Below are 17,188 nucleotides of genomic sequence, written 5' to 3' on the forward strand. Positions count from 1 at the left end.
GAGACGGACTGGAGCAGTTGGTATCGGGTGTTCAGTCAAAGGCGGTTCCGCTACGAGGCAGCCAGTGAGGTGATGTTTGAGCAGACGCTGAGAGCGGTGTCGGCAGAGGAGCCGTATGTGGTGGCGGTGGATGGGACGCAGACGCCGCGCAGCAGCCGGAAACTGGAAGGGAGCGGGTGGTTACGCAACCTGCGCACCCCGCCGTTCAAGGTCGGGATCCACGCGGCCCAGCGTTGGTTCAATGGCAGTTGGCTGATGCCGGCTGAGGGTGGCTACAGTCGCGCGCTGCCGATCCGCTGGTTACCGGCCTTCACGGCCAAGTCACAGCCGCGGGTCCATGAAGCGAAGACCGAGAGTGAGGCGGCATACGACTTCTTGGTCTGGCTGCGGCAGGCGCTGACGCACTGTGGGCGGGCACGGCAGCAGGTGCTGTGTGTGGGAGATGGCACGTATGACAACGCGGCGTTGTGGCAGCGGCTGCCCGCAGGCGTGACGCTCCTGGCCCGCAGCGCCAGAAACCGGGTGCTGCACCACCTGCCGACCCCGCGTGAGCGCGGACGCGGACGGCAACCTCAGTATGGGCCGCGGGCGGCAACGCCGCAGGCGCTGTGGCGGCAACGGCGAGGGTGGCAGAAACTCACCTTGGATGTGCGTGGGCGGCAGCGCCACTTGCAGGTCAAAGTGCAAGGTGTCGTGCTGCGTCGCGGTGCCCCCGACTGTCCGCTGTTCCTGATTGTGGTGCGCGGCAAGGCCAATGCCCGCACCCAGCGCGACCCGCTGCCGTTTCTGGTCAATGCCCAGTGCGCCGCCGATGGGTCTTGGCACCTCCCGTTTCCGCTCGCCACGCTGCTGTTCTGGGCGTGGCAACGCTGGGAGATTGAGGTGTGCCACCGCGAGCTCAAGTCCAGTTTCGGGCTGGGTAACAAGCAGTGCTTCAATCCATATGCGGCCGTCGCTTCCGTCCAGTGGTCGGCCTGGGCTTATGCCGTGCTGCTGTTGGCAGGCTACCGGACCTTGGGCTTGACCCGTGCCAGCACCGTTCCCACCCGCTGGTGGCGCGGGTCCCAACGCTGGTCGCTGACCACGCTCTGGCGAACCTACCGCGCCGCCTTCTGGCAAACGCACGTTTTTCACCCCGTGATCTCCTCGACACCGCCTAACTCGCGTGAAAAACAGCACCTCGCACGCGCTTTACGCAACGCGGTCTTTGCCGCCGCCCGATCTTGACCCGATTGTTCCACCTTTTCGGGCCCGCTTCCCACAAAATAGCCGCTGTCTACCGACAACGACTCTCTTCAAAGTGCCAAAGTCAGGCCCCGGCCATGTTGGCCGGGGCGCTTTGATTCTCCCCAGTTTTGGGGTGGCAGTTGGCCTGCTTGGTTATATTGACAGACCGTTATAGCGTGAGTTAAACTAGGTTAAATTACGTTTTATCTTATTGATTGTCGTGTTTAACTCTGGTTAAAAGGTTCCACCGCATGATTATGGCCGAAGCACAACGGACAACCGATGCGCCCAGTTCGGCGCGCCCCGTGTGGCTCACTGCTGAATGGATTGAGCCGCGCCTCGTCGTCGTCACCCTCATTGCGCTGATCGTCGGCAGCATCCTTGAACGGACCGACGTCTCACACCTGCTCATCACGGTCGTCGCCGTGATCGCCTATCTGGCCGGCGGATGGTTCGGCACCCTCGGCGCGATTCGCAGCCTGCGCGAGCGGCGCATCGACGTCGACATGCTGATGATCCTCGCGGCGCTGGGCGCGGCAACGGTCGGGGCATGGATTGAGGGCGCGACGCTGCTGTTCCTGTTCTCTCTCTCCAACGTGCTGCAGGATTACGCCATCGGCCGCAGCAGGAAGGCGATCACCAGTCTATTCAAGCTGTACCCCGAGCAAGCGACGGTCGTACGCAACGGAAGCAAAGAAGTCGTCGGGCTGGACGCGCTTCGCATTGGCGACCTCGTGCTGATCGAGCCGGGCGAGCGTATCCCGGTCGATGGCGTCGTGCGCGACGGACGTTCCTCGGTCGATCAATCGCCGATCACCGGCGAGTCGATCCCCGTCGACAAGCTGCCGGGCGACACGGTATTTGCGGGGACCCTCAACAAGCAGGGGTGCTCGATGTCGAAGTCACCGCGCTGGCGTCGCAAAGCACACTGTCGCGCATCGTCCACATGGTCGAGCAGGCCAACGAGAATAAGGCACAGACCGAACGCTTCCTCGACAAGTTCGAAGAACGCCATGCGGTCGCGATCCTCGGCTTCATTGCACTGCTGATCGTCGTGCCGCCGCTGCTGGGCGCCGATTTCGGCGATAACTTCTACCGCGCCATGGTGGTGATGACCGTGGCCAGCCCGTGCGCGCTGGCGATCAGTGTACCGGCGTCGTTCATCGCGGCGATTGCGTCGGCGGCGCGCTCCGGCGTGCTGTTCAAGGGCGGTGCCTACCTCGAGCAGTTGGCGGACATTAAGGCAGTCGCATTTGACAAGACCGGCACCCTGACCGCCGGCAAGCCCGCCGTCACGGATATCGTGCCGCTGAACGGCGTAGATCGCGCCGACGTGCTCGCGATTGCTGGGGCCGTCGAAGCGCGCTCCGAGCACCCGTTGGCGAAGGCGATCACCGAAGCGGCCGACCCGGAAGTCACTGCGCGCATCACCGTGACCGATTTCGAGGCTGTACCCGGCCAAGGCTTGCATGCCGTCGCCGATGGGCAGGACATCTGGATCGGCAGCCCGCAGGCGATGGCCAAGCAGCTTCACGTGCCGGCCGAAGTTCACGCCGAGACGATGCGCCTTGAGGGCGAAGGCAAGACGGTTGTCGGGATTACTTGGGACGGGCACTGGCGCGGCCTGATCGCGCTGGCCGATCAACTGCGCCCTGAGGCCAAACACGCGGTCGACTCGCTGCGCAGCAGGGGGCTCACGACCGTGATGTTGACCGGTGACAACCCGCGTGTTGCGAACCTGATCGCCAAACAAGTCGGGATCGACGCGGTACATGCCGGGCTAATGCCGCAGGACAAGGCGTCGATTATCGAGACGCTGCGTGCGCAGTACGGCCCCATCGCGATGGTCGGTGACGGCGTCAACGATGCACCCGCTCTGGCGATTGCCGACCTCGGCGTGGCCATGGGCGCCGCGGGGACCGACGTTGCGCTCGAGACCGCCGACCTCGTGCTGATGGGTGACAAGGTCGAGCGCCTCGCCATCGCCATCGACCTGAGCCGCCGCGCGCGCCGTGTCGTATGGCAGAACATCATCTTCTCACTGTCAGTGATGGTCGGCCTCGTTATCGCCGCCTTCACCGTCGGTCTGGCGCTGCCGCTCGGTGTACTCGGCCACGAAGGCAGCACTGTGATCGTCGTCACCAACGGACTGGTGCAGCTTCTGCTGCTCCCCACCCTAAAGTCAGCCCAGGCCGGAACCCGCATGCCTGCTGCGTCGTGAATTGAGGCGCTGCCCCAAACCCCGGCAGGAGTCTGCACTTGCACCTCTTACTCGCGGAGTTGAGCCGCGTGCGGCTCAACCCGCAGATAAGGGGAGTCCAGTGGGCGCAAGCCCTTTGGAGGGGGTGAGGTAGATGCGAAGCCTCCGCAGCAATGACAAACCGCCGCTTGCTCGACTGGGTATGGATGTGCCTGTAACCGCGGCGTGCGATCGGGTAGGATTGTGCGCATGATCCATCGACCGTTCCGCCGACCACTCGCGATCTTGGCCGCCGTAATGCTGTGCGGGTGTACCTTGTCACAGGCGGCACCCACCGCCGTCCCGACGGCAACGACCTTCCAAGCGCAGATCGCGCTGGGGTCCCCGGTGCCGACACTCGCCCGCCCGGGCACGCCGTCGACCGCGACCAGCACCCCCGAGTCGACCGATGCACAGGCGACCGAGGCGGTCACGCCTGCCGCGGATGACACTACGCCCGACGGCTCGGACGTGACGCTTGGCGCGTTGGGCTGCGAGGTCCCCGACGACGCGCCGGCCACTGCCCACACCGTGTCTGCGACGATCGACTATGGCGAACGGGCCATCGAAGCGCGCCACCTCGTGCGGCACGTCAACCGCACCGGGACGGCCTCACAGCGATTTGGTCTTCAACATCGAGCCGAACTACTGGCTGAACGCGTTTCAGCCTGACGCCGTCAGCGGGGCAAGCGACTACGGGCCTGACCGGCCGGCGGCTGACGGTGCAGCTTGGCGAATCGCTTGAACCGGGCTGCGCGGTTCAGGTCGAGCTGACGTACAGCATGACCGTCCCGCCCATCGGCACCGGCGCGGCAAGCTTCCGCGGCTATTTCAGTTCGGGCGACCGGCAGATCAACCTCGGCCATTGGCTTCCGACGTTGGCGCTACGCGTGAGCGATGCGTGGATCACCCGTGAGGCGTTCTTCGCCGGCGAACAGAACGTGCTGGACATCGCAGACTGGGATGTCACGATCACGCTCACCAATGCCGACGACGTCATAGTCGCGGCGCCGGGCGATGTCGAGGACCTCGGCGACGGGCGCTATCGTGGGACACTGCAGCGCGCCCGTGACTACTCGCTCAGCTTGAGCGATCGGTTCGTGGTGGCCGAGCAGGAGTCGGTGACAGGCGTACAGGTCGCGCTGTACACGCTGGGCGACACCGAAATCCAGACGGCCGATGGGCCGGTCGACGCGGCGTATCATGCGCTGGCGATGGCAACGCGCAGCCTCGAACTGTTCACCGAACGCTTCGGGCCGTATCCGTACGATCGCTTCCTCGTGATACAGGGCGATTTCCCCGACGGCATGGAGTTTAGCGGGCTCGTGTTCGTCAGTTCGACGTGGTTCGAGCGTTACACCGGCAAGCCGGACGGCTACCTCACGCTGATCACCGTGCACGAAGTGGCACACCAGTGGTGGTATACGCGGGTCGGCAGCGACGCGGCGCTGTCGCCGTGGCTGGACGAGGCCCTTTCGACCTACAGCGAACACATCTTCCTCGAACAGTTCTATCCGAACCTGACGGACTGGTGGTGGCAGTTCCGCGTCGAGGATTACGCCCCGACCGGCTTTGTCGACAGCACGGTCTACGAGTTCACGTCGATCCGCGAATACATCAACGCGGTGTATCTCAACGGCGTGCGGATGCTCGGGCAGCTCCGCCGCGATTTGGGCGATGCGGCGTTCTTCGACCTGCTGGCGCGCTACGCCGCAACGTACGACGGGCAGGTGGTCGGGTCGAACGCGTTCTGGAGCCTGATGTCACCCGAGCAGCTCGAGGTGACACGCCAGACCCGCCAGCAGTTCCTACGCCGACCCTGACCGGCGGGTTCCCCGCGCCTTTCGCCGTGCCCGCCGGGTGACGGTATAATCCGCTAATCGTCACGTACGCATCAGCACTCTCAGGGGCGGTTATGGCACGCCAGTTCATGCAAGTTGTCGACGGTCCGCTCAACGTTCGCAGCGAGCCGGATACCGCAGCCCGCCGCTTGGGCGAGCTGGCGACCGGTGCGATTGTCGAGGTCGTGGCGGATAAGCGCCTCGAAGCGGACGGGTTCATTTGGGTGAAGCACCGCTTCGGCTGGTCGGTCGAGCGCAGCCTCGAAGAACACGCCGTCTTCATGCAGCTTGCTGCCGAGACCCTTGCGCTCAATGACCCCAGCGTCGTGCTGCTCCCCGCCGATGAGCCGGCCCCGTCCACGCAGCCGCAGTATTTCGAGGTCGTCGGCGGGCCGCTGGCGGTCCGGGCCGAGCCGAGCATCCACGCGGCGCGCGCCGGCGAACTGCCGCAAAACGCCGTGATCGCTGTCGATCCGGCAAGCCGCACGTTGGCCGATGGATTCGTGTGGTGGAAGCACGCCGCGGGCTGGACCGCCGACAGCGCCGACGGCGGTGGCGAAGTCACCCTCAAGCCGGTGGCTCCGCCCGCGCCCGACGAACCGACCGTGACCGAAGAAGAAGCCGAGTCGCAGACGATCGACGCGGTGCCCGACCCGATCGCGGTCGAACTGCCTGCGCTGGCCGAGTCGACCACTGTTCGCACCATGCAGGTTGTGCGTGGGCCGGTCTCCGTGCGCGAACGCCCCGACGTCACCAGCCGCAAACTGAGTGAACTGCCGCAAGGCGTCACGATCGAGGTCATCCCCGGTTCGCGCACGATCAACGGCGATTACGTGTACTGGCAGCACAGCGGCGGCTGGAGCGCGGAAGGCACGCTGGACGGCTCGCAGGTGTTTATGAAGGTCGTGAACCAGTCAGCGCCGCCGGTGGAAGTGCCGAAGCCTGACAACCCCGCGGTCGTGCCCAACGAAAACCGCTTCCTGAAGGTCGTTGACGGCCCGGTCAGCATCCGGTCGTACCCCGACCCGACCAGCCAGTGGCTCGGCGAGATAGCCAACGAGATGGTGATCGAGGTCGCGCCGGGATCGCGCACAATCGGCGGCGGTTATGCATATTACCGCCACAGCCGGGGCTGGTCGGCCGTCGGCACCGCAGACGGCAGCGAAGTCTACATGATCCCCAGCGACGTGATGATGCCAGATGTGGTCGTCACGATGCCGGATGTGCCTGTCGGCATCTTCAAGGTCGTCGCCGGTCCGATCACCATCCGTACCCATCCGTCCGCGTCGAGCGAAAAGATCGGCGAACTGCCGGAGAACGTCACCATCGAGGTCGACCCGAAGTCGATGACCATCGCCGACGAGTTCGTGTGGTGGCGCCATCACCTCGGCTGGTCGGTCGAGCGCCGCGTGGACAACCGCGGGCTGTTTATGGCGCGCGTCCCCGCGATGCTCAACCCGCCGCTGCCGCAGCCCGGCACATGGCCGGACGGCACGCCGTATCGCTTCTTCGAGGTTATCGACGGGCCAATTACCATCCGCAAGGATCCCGACGTCGCCGCCGAGCGCACCGGCACGCTGTTCAACGGCGAGCAGATCGTGATCGAGCCGGCGTCGCGGCAGGCGCGTGGCGGTATGGTGTGGTGGAAACACCCGCAGGGCTGGTCGGTCGAGCGCCCGATCGGCGGCACACGCATCTTCATGCAGCCGCTCAAAGCCCTCACGCGCAAGCCGTCCACCGGCGGTTTCAACCCGCTGCCGATCTTCACCCGTCACCCGCTTGCCCTCAGCGATACGCAGTGGATCCAGTACTTCGGCAACACGCGCTTCGCCTACAACCTGCGCATGCGCAAGTTGTACTGGTACAACTACTGTCAGGGACTGCACGGCGGGTTCGATTATGGCACCAACCGCGCGCTGCCAGTCGTCGCCGGCGTGCAGGGCACCGTGATCGACGTGCGTACCGACACGCAGGTATACGCGCCGAACTTCTGCCGTGTGCGCGTCGGTCCATTCATGGTGATCTACGGCCATTTGGCCGATCCGGTCCAGTTCGATCCGGGCGCGACCGTCCATCCGGATACCGTGCTGGGACGGATCGAAGCCGGCGGACAAAACCACGTCCATCTCGAGGTGCGCTACCGCAATCAGATCGTCAATCCGATGCTGCTGATGCCGGACGAAATGCGCAACCAGATCCTTGGACGCTGGAAGGACTACACGAAGCATTTCTACAGCAGTGTCGCGTGGGATCAGTGGAAGACGCCGTTCGATCAGCCGATTCTCGAGCTTCAGCAAAAGGGCCGCGAACAGCTCATCGGTCCGCACGCTACGTAGGTTGGGGCGCTGCCCCAAACCCCGCCAGAAGGCTTTCGCCCTCTGGACTCCCGATCCGCAGAGATGGGGTCAAAGGGTTTACACCCCTAGCGGAGGTCTGAAGGCGGAGCCTCCACAATCTGAGCCAAGGAGATGTCGCCGTGATGCCCATGCCCGAACTGAACGAGTGGACGGACACGAAGGACGCGCTTCATCGTGCGACGCAGGTGGTCGGGCTGTTTCGGAAGGCGGTCATGCCCAAGCTGCCCAACGCGCTGCATCTTCCGTTGTTCGTGCGCGAATTCGGCCTATCGACCGGTATCCTGTCGTTTGGCGCGCTGGAGCTGCACATCGAGCAAGCGGAAGTACGCTATGCTGCCGGCCAGCACTTGTGGGTGATTGAGCTTGCCGGGATGTCGCCGTCCGCCCTGCGCGCCAAGCTGCTCGACTTGATGCGGGAGGCTGGCCACGCGCTCGACGACTCGGTCGCGGCGGTCGAAGACGATGCGCCGCTCGCGTTCGACCTTACGTTGTGCGGCGAATACCGTGAGGCGCTGTGGCGGATCGCCGTGGCGATGATGCAGCTTCGCGCCGACTGGTTCGGGGCGGTGACGCCGCTGGTGGTGTGGCCGCACGGGTTCGACCTGTCTCAGTTGTTCTTTCCCAATCACACGCCGGACGAGCACAGCGAGCGCCATCTCAATTTCGGCTTTTCGCCGGGGAGCGCGGGGCTTCCACGGCCGTACGTCTACGCGTACGCGCACCCGATGCCGGACGGATTGCTGGGCGCGCCGCTGCCGTCGCTGGCGCATTGGCATACCGAAGGATGGACGGGCGTCGTGATCGACTACGACCAGCTCGTCGCGCGCGATTTTCCGGACGAGGACTTGCTCGAGACACTGCGCGGCGTGTTCCACACGCTGGAGCCGCAGCTCAAGGGGTGAGTCGGGCAGGGCGGAATCGCAAACGCGATTTCCCAAACGGCCGCGAGTCAAGAGTCGCTGCGCTTAACGTGCCGTTAAATTGAGGGCGCGCGTTAAGGCTTTATTTCCCAAACTGCGGGGTTTTCCCAATTTTCTTCCCGTGGCATATCCCAATGCCGTTTGGGATATTGCGTTATCTGCGAAATATATCGCAGAATCGGGGTCGGTTTATCCCAAGTCGAGTAGGGGAATTAGCGGCGGAAGTTGTCGACATGTCGACAACTCTGTCGATAACATGTCGATTGCTGTTGATAGGCTGTCGATACGACTCTGGGGCTGTGTCGACAACTTGACCGCAGCAGCACCGGTTGTCTACAGTCTGTCGAGAGTTGGCATGTCAGCCGACATGCGCTGTCGACAGATTTTCCCAAACCCACATGCCCGACTCTGCCGTCATTAGGGAAAAACCCTGTCGATAACCGGGGATAACTTGCGGGTTCTGTGATAACTGGTGATATATATCGCAGGGAAAAACGACCTGCGCTAAAGTTGTCGACATGTCGACAGTGCCTACTACGTACTACTAAAAGAAAACAAGATAAATTGCCTGAAGATGATATGGAATAACAAAGCGCATGTGATGCTGCACGATACACGCTAGAATTACGGCTTGAAGGACGGGCAGCTCCCAGATGGCATCCAATCCGAGCGATCTTGAAAATGAAGTGAAACGGCTGCGGACGCAGGTTGCATCGCTGCGTCAGCTGCTGGACGTAACGACATGGCTGAACGACACACTTCTCAGTCCCGATCCACAGCCCGAGCGTCTGCTGTCAACGATCATGGATGCGGCCGCGGGATTGACGGGCTGCGAATCCGCCGCGGTGCTGCTGTGGGATGAAAACCGCAACGAACTGTATTTCGCAAGTACCAACAGCAATAACCCAAATGCACCAACGTTGATCGGAACGGTCGTGCCGATGGAGAGCATCGCCGGAACCATATTCCAGACTCGGCTTCCGCATCGAGTCGACAATGTGGCTGGCGACATCCGGCATTACAAAGATGTCGACAAAGACATCGGGTTTCAAACGCGATCGTTGATGGGCGTCCCGATGATTGCGCGCGGTCGCGTGATCGGCGTGCTGGAAGTTGTCAACAAGAAACGGCCGCCATTCAGCCCGCGCGACGAACAAGTCTTGATGATGTTGGCGCAAGAGGCCGCGGTCGCCATCGAGGTGGCACGTCTGCTGATGGCACTCAGCACCGCCAACCGCGAGCTGTCTGAAGTCGACCGGCTCAAAGACACGTTTATCAGCATCGCAAGCCACGAACTTCGCACCCCGTTAGGTATTATCATTGGTTACGCAACATTTCTAAAAGAAGATGCGTCGAATTCAGAAACGGCCGAATACGCCGATACGGTCATGGGCAGTGCGCTGCATCTGCGGTCGATCCTGGACAGCATGGCGACGCTGCGCTATATGACCACCAACATCGCCGACATGAACCTCGAACCGATCGATCTGGCGACGCTGCGGCATGACCTTGCTGCCGAAGTTGCCTCAATGCCCGCTGCGGCGGTCCATGATGTCAAGCTGTACGAGCCCGTCGACGGCTTAGCGATCAAGGCCGATCGGGCCCGCCTGATGCTGGCGCTGAGCAACGTGCTCGACAACGCGGTGCGGTTCACCCCGGCGCCGGGCACAATCACCATCGACGCCAAGCCGCGCTCGCACGAAGTATGGATCAGCGTGCAAGACACCGGCGTGGGAATCACCGCCGAAAACATCGAGCGTGTGTTCGACGAGTTCTTTCAGGTCGAAGACCACATGACGCGCGCGCACGGCGGGTTGGGCATCGGTCTGAGCGTGGCGCGCACCGTCATCAAACTGTGCGGCGGGCGCATCTGGGCAGAAAGCCAAGGGCTGGGCCGCGGCTCGACACTCACGATCGCGCTGCCGCAGGCCACGTAAACGCTGAGTTGAGAGTGATGGGTGCTGAGTGATGAGAATCTGTCAGTTCCATCGCTCGTTGAACGCTGCTAAGCCATAGAAAGCGTGCGTGTCGACATTCGGGCTTGAGGGCAGGTTCGTTCCCTAGGGTGCTGCTCCATACCCCGCCAAAGGGCTTTCGCCATCTGGACTCCGGATCCGCGAAAACGGCACGTACACGTGCCGTTTTCGCGGTCTCAGGGTCAATGGGTGTAAACCCCTTGAAGTGATCTGGCGTACTACGCCCGGCCGAAGACGAGCCGAGGGATTTCGCGCAGCTTCGGCGTACGACCTGCAAGCAGGGTCTGCACGCGGAAGAAGCGCCCGGCCAGCCAGTAAATCCCAACCAGCGAGACGACGAGCAGGCCAATACTCAGCACAACTTCCAAGAACGGGACGTTGGTGAGCAGCATGCGCATCGGCATCCCCAGCGGCGCGGTGATCGGGAACAAGCTGCAGATCACCGCTACAGCGCTGTTCGGGTCGGCGAGGAACGCCGGCGCCGCAAACAGGGGGATCATCACCGGGATAATGATGACCGACGCGAGCTGCGGACCTTCCGTGGCCGAGTTGCTCAAGGCACCGACCATGCCGAAGAACGCCGCGAGCATGAAGTACCCGAGGAAGAAGTACACCAGCAGAATCGGAAGTGCTTCGACAGGGATCACGATTCCGGCGAGGAACCCTAGGTTCTGACGCAGGAAGTCGCCCTGCAGCATGAACAGGATGAGGCCCATTCCGATCCAGACAGCGATTTGCATCAGCGCCATGACCGCCTGTGCGAGCACCTTGCCGGCGAGCAGCTGACTGGCGCGTACGGACGTGATCAGCACCTCGATGACGCGCGTCTCCTTCTCCTCGATGACGCTCTGCATCAGGTAACCGCTGCCGGTAAAGATCGTGATGATGAACAGCATGGCGAATACGTAGATCACCGCGAAGTTCGCTTCTTCACGTTCTTCGGCCGACAAGTCCGACTGTGCGTTGCTGCCGCCGTTCTCGAGTTCGGTGAGGTTAATCTGCGTGATGACGCTCGGCTGACGTATGCGGTCGATTACGGCGGGATCAAGCTCGCCTTGCAGTTCCAGCACCGCCAACGAGCGCAGCGGCCCGGCACTGATTCCGTCCAGCGAGATGGTCGGGATGATCTGGCGCGCCATGCCGGTTTCCGCATAGTCTGCCGGCACGATGTACACGGTATCGAATTCGCCGGCATCCAGCGCGGCCCGGGCTTCTTCTTCGGTGGCGATGTACGTCACCTCGTCGATCTGGACATCGCTGAGCTGCCCGCTGAGGTCGACGACAGCAACACGCTCCGGACCGTCAAACTGAGCAGCGATCTGCTGGGTCTGGCGCACGATATCCGCCGGTGTCGGGGCGAGAAACTGCCAGAATTGCGAGAGCGCAAACAGGATCAGCGGCAGGCCGAACGTGCTGAATAGAAAGCCCTTGCGGCGCAGCGTGCGCCACATCTCGTAACGCATGACACGGAAGATGTTGGTCATGGCTAGGCGACCTCCGCTTTCGGCTGGCTCGGTGCAGGCGCGGGAGCGCGACCGAGGATGATTTGAACGATTCGACGCAAGTTCGGCATCTTGTTGGTGCTGAGCACGCCCCAGCGGAACATACGTGCCGAGAGCCACAACACGAACGCGTTAACGACGATCAAGCCGGCGATGCTCACGAGAATCTGCCACAGCGGAACAGTCGTGATGCCGACGCGCATCAGCACGGCCATAGGCGCGGTGACCGGGATCAACGACAGTGCCACCGGCAGCGCCCCGTTGGGATCCATCAGGAACGTGAAGAACGCCAAGTACGGGATCATCACCGGTAGGATGATGATGGCCGACAACTGACGCGACTCCTGTTCCGAGCCGACAATCGCGCCGATGCAGATGCTGATAGCGGCCAGCAGCACGTACGAGAGGAAGTAGTACACCAGCGCCAACACAGCCAAGTCGGGCGGCAGTTCGAAGCCGCTGAGTATGTTCTGCTGGTTGGCGATGCTGATACCCACGTAAGCGGCCACCAGCAGCGTTACGACTTGCAGCAGGCCCAGCACGCACATTCCGATCAGCTTGCCGACCAGCAGTTCCATCGGTTTCACCGACGTCACCAGAATCTCCATGATCCGGTTCGTCTTCTCCTCAACCAGCCCACTCATCAAGAAGCTGCTGGTCGTGACCGACGACAGGACGAGGAAGAAGCCGAAGATGATCGGCAGGAACGAGACGAAGAATATGCTGTCGCGGCTAAAGGTGCGATTACCGTCCAGCACCGTGACGTTGAAGTCGGGAGCCTGACGCACGAGGCTCAAGGCGGTCGGATTCGTCACACCGGCGGTCAAATGCGCAAGCATCAGCGAGTCGACGGCGTCGTACAGCGCATCCGGCGCGTTGAGACGTGTGTACAGGTTGATTCGCCCGGTCTGCATGTACAGCGGCGTGACTTCGATGAACGACTTGATCGTGCCGTTTTCCATGCCTTGATCGGCGGTGGTGCGGTCATCCAGATACACGAACGTGTCCGGGTTGTCTTCGAGCGTCAGGCGCGCGGCAAGGATCTGCGCGTCGGACGCGTCCACGACGCCAACGGGCGTGAAGGCCGAGATGTCGTTCTCGTTGCTGGTCAGACCAATGCTGAGAACCAACGAGATCGCGACGATCAGTGGCGTCCCGAACACAGCGAATAGGAACGCTGGCCGGCGTACGTTGTGGATGAACTCGCGCCGCGCGATCAGCAGGATCTTATTGATGTTCACGGCCGACCCCCATCTCCTCCACCACCTGAATGAAGATGTCGTTCAGGCGCGGCACGGCCAACGCGAACTTCTCGACGTTGACGCCCGGCGTTGCGGCCAGAGCCGCCAGCATATCGTTGGGCGTAACGTTCGGCTTCAGGTGCAGCGTGGCACCGCGACCGTTGCCGTTGTGGTCAATGCTGGCGACGCCCGGGACCGCGCTCCAGTCGCCGGTGCCTTCGATGTCGATGGCGTTGTCTGCGTACCGACGGCGGATTTCCTCGACCTCGCCGTACAGCGCCAATTCGCCTTTGTTGATCATCAGCAGGCGTTCGCACAGCTCCTCGACCTGTGACATCTGGTGCGTGCTCATCACGACGGTCGTCCCTTGATTGCGCATTTCACGCACGAGGTCCATCAGTACGCGTGTGTTGAGCGGATCGAGGCCGCTGAACGGCTCGTCCACGATCATCAGCTCGGGCCGGTGAATCACCGTCACGGCGAACTGGATCTTCTGGTGCATGCCCTTGCTCAGCTCGCTCACCTTCTTCTTGGCGACTTCGGACATCTCGAGGTGTTCGAGCAGTTCGAGCGCGCGCGCCTTCGCGTCGTGCGTCGACATCCCCTTGAGGCGACCGAGGTATGTCATCATCTCGAGCACACGCACATTGCGATACAGGCCGCGGTCTTCCGGCAGGTAGCCGATGCGATCTTTGGCCTTGTCCGTGAGCGGGTGGCCGAACACGCTGATGCTGCCGTTGTCCGGCTTGATGATGTCGAGAATCATGCGCATGGTCGTGGACTTGCCGGCGCCGTTGGGCCCAAGCATGGCGAAAATCTCGCCGCGCTTGACCTCGAACGTCAGGTCCGAAACGGCCCTGAACGTCCCGTACGACTTGAAAACGCGCTCTACACCAATAACGCTGTCCGTCATGAGATGTCCCTTTCGCTAGACCCCCACTCAGGGATGCAGGGCGACTGCTGCCCTGCCCCTTCTTCACGTGCAATCGCGCTAACCTAGGCTATACCCGGGCTGCGACGGTTGTCAAAATTGAACTGCGAGCTTGTGGCGCTGTCCCGACCCGTGCTTCGAACCTCACCTCTGCCTGTATGCACATCTCCATCCCGGAGAGAATGCGGAGGAGTCGAGGTCGTTGAGGGACGCTTGAATGTGCGCACCGCGCAGACATTCGCAGTTAGTAAGAATTGCGCTAAACTAAACCATCGACGCATCCCCAGCAGAAACGCCTGATTCTTATACTAGTTTCGAGGCGTTAGGGTTTCGTTGGGATTGAGCGAAATTGGTGGCCTGATCCCCAATCTGTGAGGGTTGGGATGGCCGGTGAACCACGAAGGACTCGCGCGTGACGGAACGACCGACGGTCTTGATCGTTGATGACGACTACAGCGCGCTTTCGCTGCTGGGCATCATGCTCGAACGCGAAGGCTTCGAACCAGTAAAGGTCTACGACGCCCACGAGGCCCTTGCCGCGCTGGGCCTGCGAACGCCGGACTTGATCATCCTCGATCTGATGATGCCGGGGATTGACGGCGTAAGGCTGGCGACGATCCTGCGCCAGCGGCGAGACACCTCGCGCACACCGATCCTCATGCTGTCATCGATGGCCGATCAGGACAACATCCGGCGCGGCCTTGACGCCGGCGCCAACGATTACCTCATCAAGCCCGTGCTCCACGCCGATTTGATCGCCAAAGTGCGCGCGTTGATCAAGGCTGCACGGTCCTAACGCCTAACGGTTTCCCGTCGGGGCGCTGCCCCAAGCCCCGGCAGGAGTTTGCACTCCTGCACCTCCTTACACGCGGATTGATGACGCGATTGCCATCAATTCGCAGTTATGGGAGTCCAGAAGGCGGTAGCCCTTTGGAAAAGAGCCCGGTTACGCCGGTCTATGGCGAGGTCGGCGTCGGAATGATGCCGAGGTCGCCGGGGTTGTCCCCGCTCGGCAGCGGCGTGATCTCCGGCGTTGGCGTCCACATCGGCGCCTGCGTCAGTATCCCTGCACGGTAATCCGCATACGATCCGTCCCAGAAGGGTGCCTGCGCCGGCGAGGCGAACTCGGCCGTCGCGTTGACCGTCTCCGGCCCGCCAGCGGTATACACCAGCGGCCTGAGCGCCTCGTCCAGCAGCGGTATGCCGCCTGCCGGGACGATGCCGGTGTCAAGCGGCACGTTGTCCTCCGGGATGGGGGCGGTGAGCAGGTCGAGCGGGTAATTCAGGCCGGCGGTGCGGCTGAAACCCGGCCACGGGCGCACACTGAAGGCGTTCTGCGCCAGTAGATCGGGCTGCCCGCCGCCCAGCACGTCACCGGCCAAGGCGAACGCCTCGCCCCAGTTCTGCGGCAGGTTGTAGAGCGCCACGGCCAGCGGCTCGAACATGAGCTGCAAGCTGCGCGCGACATCGTAGAGCTGCGTTTCCTTGAGCGGGATGACCGCGCGCACGTCGAGCGACACCGGCAGCGTGTCGTCCACCGTCACCGGCAGGTCGAGGGAGACAGGGAGCTGCAGCCCGACCGGCAGCGACAGTGAGACGCGCGCGTTGCTGAGCGTCAGGCTGGGCGCCTGAATTTGCGCGACGACCGTCAGCGGCACGGCCTCGGTGAGCGTGACGACGGTGTTCTGATTGATCGGGATGTCGAGGTTGACCGGCACGTCGGCGCGCACCGGGATCGTCCAGTCGATCGTCGCGTCCTCAAGGCCGACGAACGCGCTGTACAACCCACCCACCAGCGGCTCGGCGATGTTGTGTTTGATGTCGAACAGTGTCGTCGCCAGCACCAGCACGACCGCCACCAACACCAGATTGACGATGAAGCTGAAGATCACCATGAAGCGCCAGAACGAGCGCCCCATAAAGCGCAGAAACTTCCGCATATGCGTGTCCTCGACGGTATCTGCGAGCGTTTAGGTCAACCGGTCAGGATACGGCTAACGAGTCGATCCTGATTGACGGTCTAACGATACATCGGCCCGCGCAGGGCACGCAAAAAGAACCGCAGTCCGGCACGCCTCCACGTCTTTACCAAAGGGCTTACGCTGCTCCGGACTCCTGCCGGGTTTGGGGCAGCGCCCCATTCGTGTTACATCGCCTGCGGGTCGACGAACTCGAGCGTCTCAGTGGTGGCGGGCATATCGGCGTAGGCGCCGCGCAGGGTCGGGTCACGGATGGCGAGCGCGAGCTGAATCATCGACTCGCGGGTCATCATCGACAGTTCGTCGCGGGGGATGCGCGCCCGCCCGCCGGTCTTGAAGCGGAATGGGCGTCCGAAGTGAAGCTGCACGGGCGTACGCCGAGGAAAGTGGCGTTTGAAGTGCTGCGCTCCGCTGATGCCGGTGGGCAGGATGATCGCATCGGCTTTGGTCGCCACGTACGTCATACCGTCCTTGGGCTCCTGCAATCCGTGTGGAGAGCGCGTGCCCTCCGGGGCAATCAGGATCATCAGCCCGCTCTTGAGCAAGGCGATCGAGTTCATCAACGCCTCGCGGTCGACCTCGCCACGGCGCACCTTGTAAGCGCCGTACCACCACAGAAACGGCCCCCAGATGGGCGAACGAAAATTCTCGATCTTGCTCATCGGCACGACGTGGCGCGTCCGCACCGCCGCCATGCACAGCCCGGGGTCGATCCCGCTGATGTGATTCATCATCAGGATGGTCGGGCCGCGCGGCGGGATGTTCTCGATGCCCGTCACGTCGAAGTCGATCAGCACGCGCACGAGCAGGCGCAGCAGTCCGTTGAATGCCGTCCGGCGCCAGCCGAGGCTGGGCTGACGGGCGATGTAGTCGCGTACGGCAGGGGAAAGGGAGGAGTCCACAGCCAACCCGCTACTCCGTTGGGTGCAAGTCGTCCGGCGACAAGTGTAGCGCGTCTGAAGGTGAATGCAGAGG

At 62.7% G+C, this 17,188-nt stretch carries 12 protein-coding genes and 1 pseudogene; 8 read left to right on the forward strand and 5 right to left on the reverse strand.

Features of this window, described 5'->3' with window-relative positions; all coding sequences use genetic code 11:
* From IPM16_22210 to IPM16_22240, 7 genes and pseudogenes are all read left to right on the forward strand, one after another.
* Nucleotides 1-1,227 (forward strand): hypothetical protein (locus tag IPM16_22210; GenBank protein MBK9125821.1); only part of this gene is annotated, 1,227 nt, incomplete at its 5' end.
* A 257-nt stretch (nt 1,228-1,484) separates the two neighbouring features.
* Nucleotides 1,485-3,448, forward strand: a pseudogene (gene cadA / locus IPM16_22215) (cadmium-translocating P-type ATPase).
* 228 nt (nt 3,449-3,676) lie between these two features.
* Nucleotides 3,677-4,138, forward strand: coding sequence for a hypothetical protein (locus tag IPM16_22220; protein ID MBK9125822.1), 462 nt, complete (start codon nt 3,677-3,679; stop codon nt 4,136-4,138).
* A 50-nt stretch (nt 4,139-4,188) separates the two neighbouring features.
* Nucleotides 4,189-5,289: a hypothetical protein gene (locus IPM16_22225; protein ID MBK9125823.1), complete on the forward strand. Its 1,101-nt coding sequence runs from the start codon at nt 4,189-4,191 to the stop codon at nt 5,287-5,289.
* A gap of 92 nt (nt 5,290-5,381) precedes the next feature.
* Nucleotides 5,382-7,643: a peptidoglycan DD-metalloendopeptidase family protein gene (locus IPM16_22230; protein MBK9125824.1), complete on the forward strand. Its 2,262-nt coding sequence runs from the start codon at nt 5,382-5,384 to the stop codon at nt 7,641-7,643.
* Between the two features lie 143 nt (nt 7,644-7,786).
* On the forward strand, nt 7,787-8,566 hold the full coding sequence (locus IPM16_22235) for a hypothetical protein (protein ID MBK9125825.1): 780 nt from the start codon (nt 7,787-7,789) through the stop codon (nt 8,564-8,566).
* Nucleotides 8,567-9,237: 671 nt separating this feature from the next.
* The gene (locus IPM16_22240; GenBank protein ID MBK9125826.1) at nt 9,238-10,521 is read left to right on the forward strand and encodes a GAF domain-containing sensor histidine kinase; all 1,284 of its coding nucleotides are present in this window, start codon (nt 9,238-9,240) and stop codon (nt 10,519-10,521) included.
* Nucleotides 10,522-10,778: 257 nt separating this feature from the next.
* Here the strand turns inward: IPM16_22240 and IPM16_22245 are convergent, their stop codons facing one another.
* The 3 genes from IPM16_22245 to IPM16_22255 are packed head-to-tail and all read right to left on the reverse strand — an operon-like array spanning nt 10,779 to nt 14,216.
* Complete coding sequence (locus IPM16_22245) at nt 10,779-12,044, reverse strand: ABC transporter permease (GenBank protein MBK9125827.1); 1,266 nt, start codon at nt 12,042-12,044, stop codon at nt 10,779-10,781.
* A 2-nt stretch (nt 12,045-12,046) separates the two neighbouring features.
* Nucleotides 12,047-13,303 carry an ABC transporter permease gene (locus IPM16_22250; GenBank protein ID MBK9125828.1) on the reverse strand — a complete coding sequence of 419 codons (1,257 nt, stop codon included), beginning with the start codon at nt 13,301-13,303 and terminating at the stop codon, nt 12,047-12,049.
* Entirely contained in the window at nt 13,290-14,216 is a 927-nt protein-coding gene (locus IPM16_22255; protein MBK9125829.1) for an ATP-binding cassette domain-containing protein, read from the reverse strand. Before IPM16_22255 ends, IPM16_22250 begins: the two co-directional genes overlap by 14 nt.
* Before the next feature lie 430 nt (nt 14,217-14,646).
* Here IPM16_22255 and IPM16_22260 point away from each other — a divergent pair, with 430 nt between their 5' ends.
* Nucleotides 14,647-15,030 (forward strand): response regulator, encoded by a 384-nt coding sequence (locus IPM16_22260; protein ID MBK9125830.1) that lies wholly within the window; start codon nt 14,647-14,649, stop codon nt 15,028-15,030.
* Nucleotides 15,031-15,190: 160 nt separating this feature from the next.
* Here IPM16_22260 and IPM16_22265 read toward each other — a convergent pair whose 3' ends face one another.
* Nucleotides 15,191-16,174 carry a hypothetical protein gene (locus IPM16_22265; protein ID MBK9125831.1) on the reverse strand — a complete coding sequence of 328 codons (984 nt, stop codon included), beginning with the start codon at nt 16,172-16,174 and terminating at the stop codon, nt 15,191-15,193.
* Nucleotides 16,175-16,380: 206 nt separating this feature from the next.
* Complete coding sequence (locus IPM16_22270) at nt 16,381-17,115, reverse strand: 1-acyl-sn-glycerol-3-phosphate acyltransferase (protein MBK9125832.1); 735 nt, start codon at nt 17,113-17,115, stop codon at nt 16,381-16,383.
* Between the last annotated feature and the right edge of the window lie 73 nt (nt 17,116-17,188).

Source organism: Candidatus Flexicrinis affinis (assembly GCA_016716525.1).
GTDB classification, from domain to species: Bacteria; Chloroflexota; Anaerolineae; order Aggregatilineales; family Phototrophicaceae; genus Flexicrinis; species Flexicrinis affinis.

Bases quoted from the DNA above. Each gene is read 5' to 3' on its own strand.
- IPM16_22220 (MBK9125822.1), top strand. From the start codon at position 3,677: ATGATCCATCGACCGTTCCGCCGACCACTCGCGATCTTGGCCGCCGTA.
- IPM16_22255 (MBK9125829.1), bottom strand. From the start codon at position 14,216: ATGACGGACAGCGTTATTGGTGTAGAGCGCGTTTTCAAGTCGTACGGG.
- IPM16_22240 (MBK9125826.1), top strand. From the start codon at position 9,238: ATGGCATCCAATCCGAGCGATCTTGAAAATGAAGTGAAACGGCTGCGG.
- IPM16_22245 (MBK9125827.1), bottom strand. From the start codon at position 12,044: ATGACCAACATCTTCCGTGTCATGCGTTACGAGATGTGGCGCACGCTG.
- IPM16_22265 (MBK9125831.1), bottom strand. From the start codon at position 16,174: ATGCGGAAGTTTCTGCGCTTTATGGGGCGCTCGTTCTGGCGCTTCATG.
- IPM16_22230 (MBK9125824.1), top strand. From the start codon at position 5,382: ATGGCACGCCAGTTCATGCAAGTTGTCGACGGTCCGCTCAACGTTCGC.
- IPM16_22235 (MBK9125825.1), top strand. From the start codon at position 7,787: ATGCCCATGCCCGAACTGAACGAGTGGACGGACACGAAGGACGCGCTT.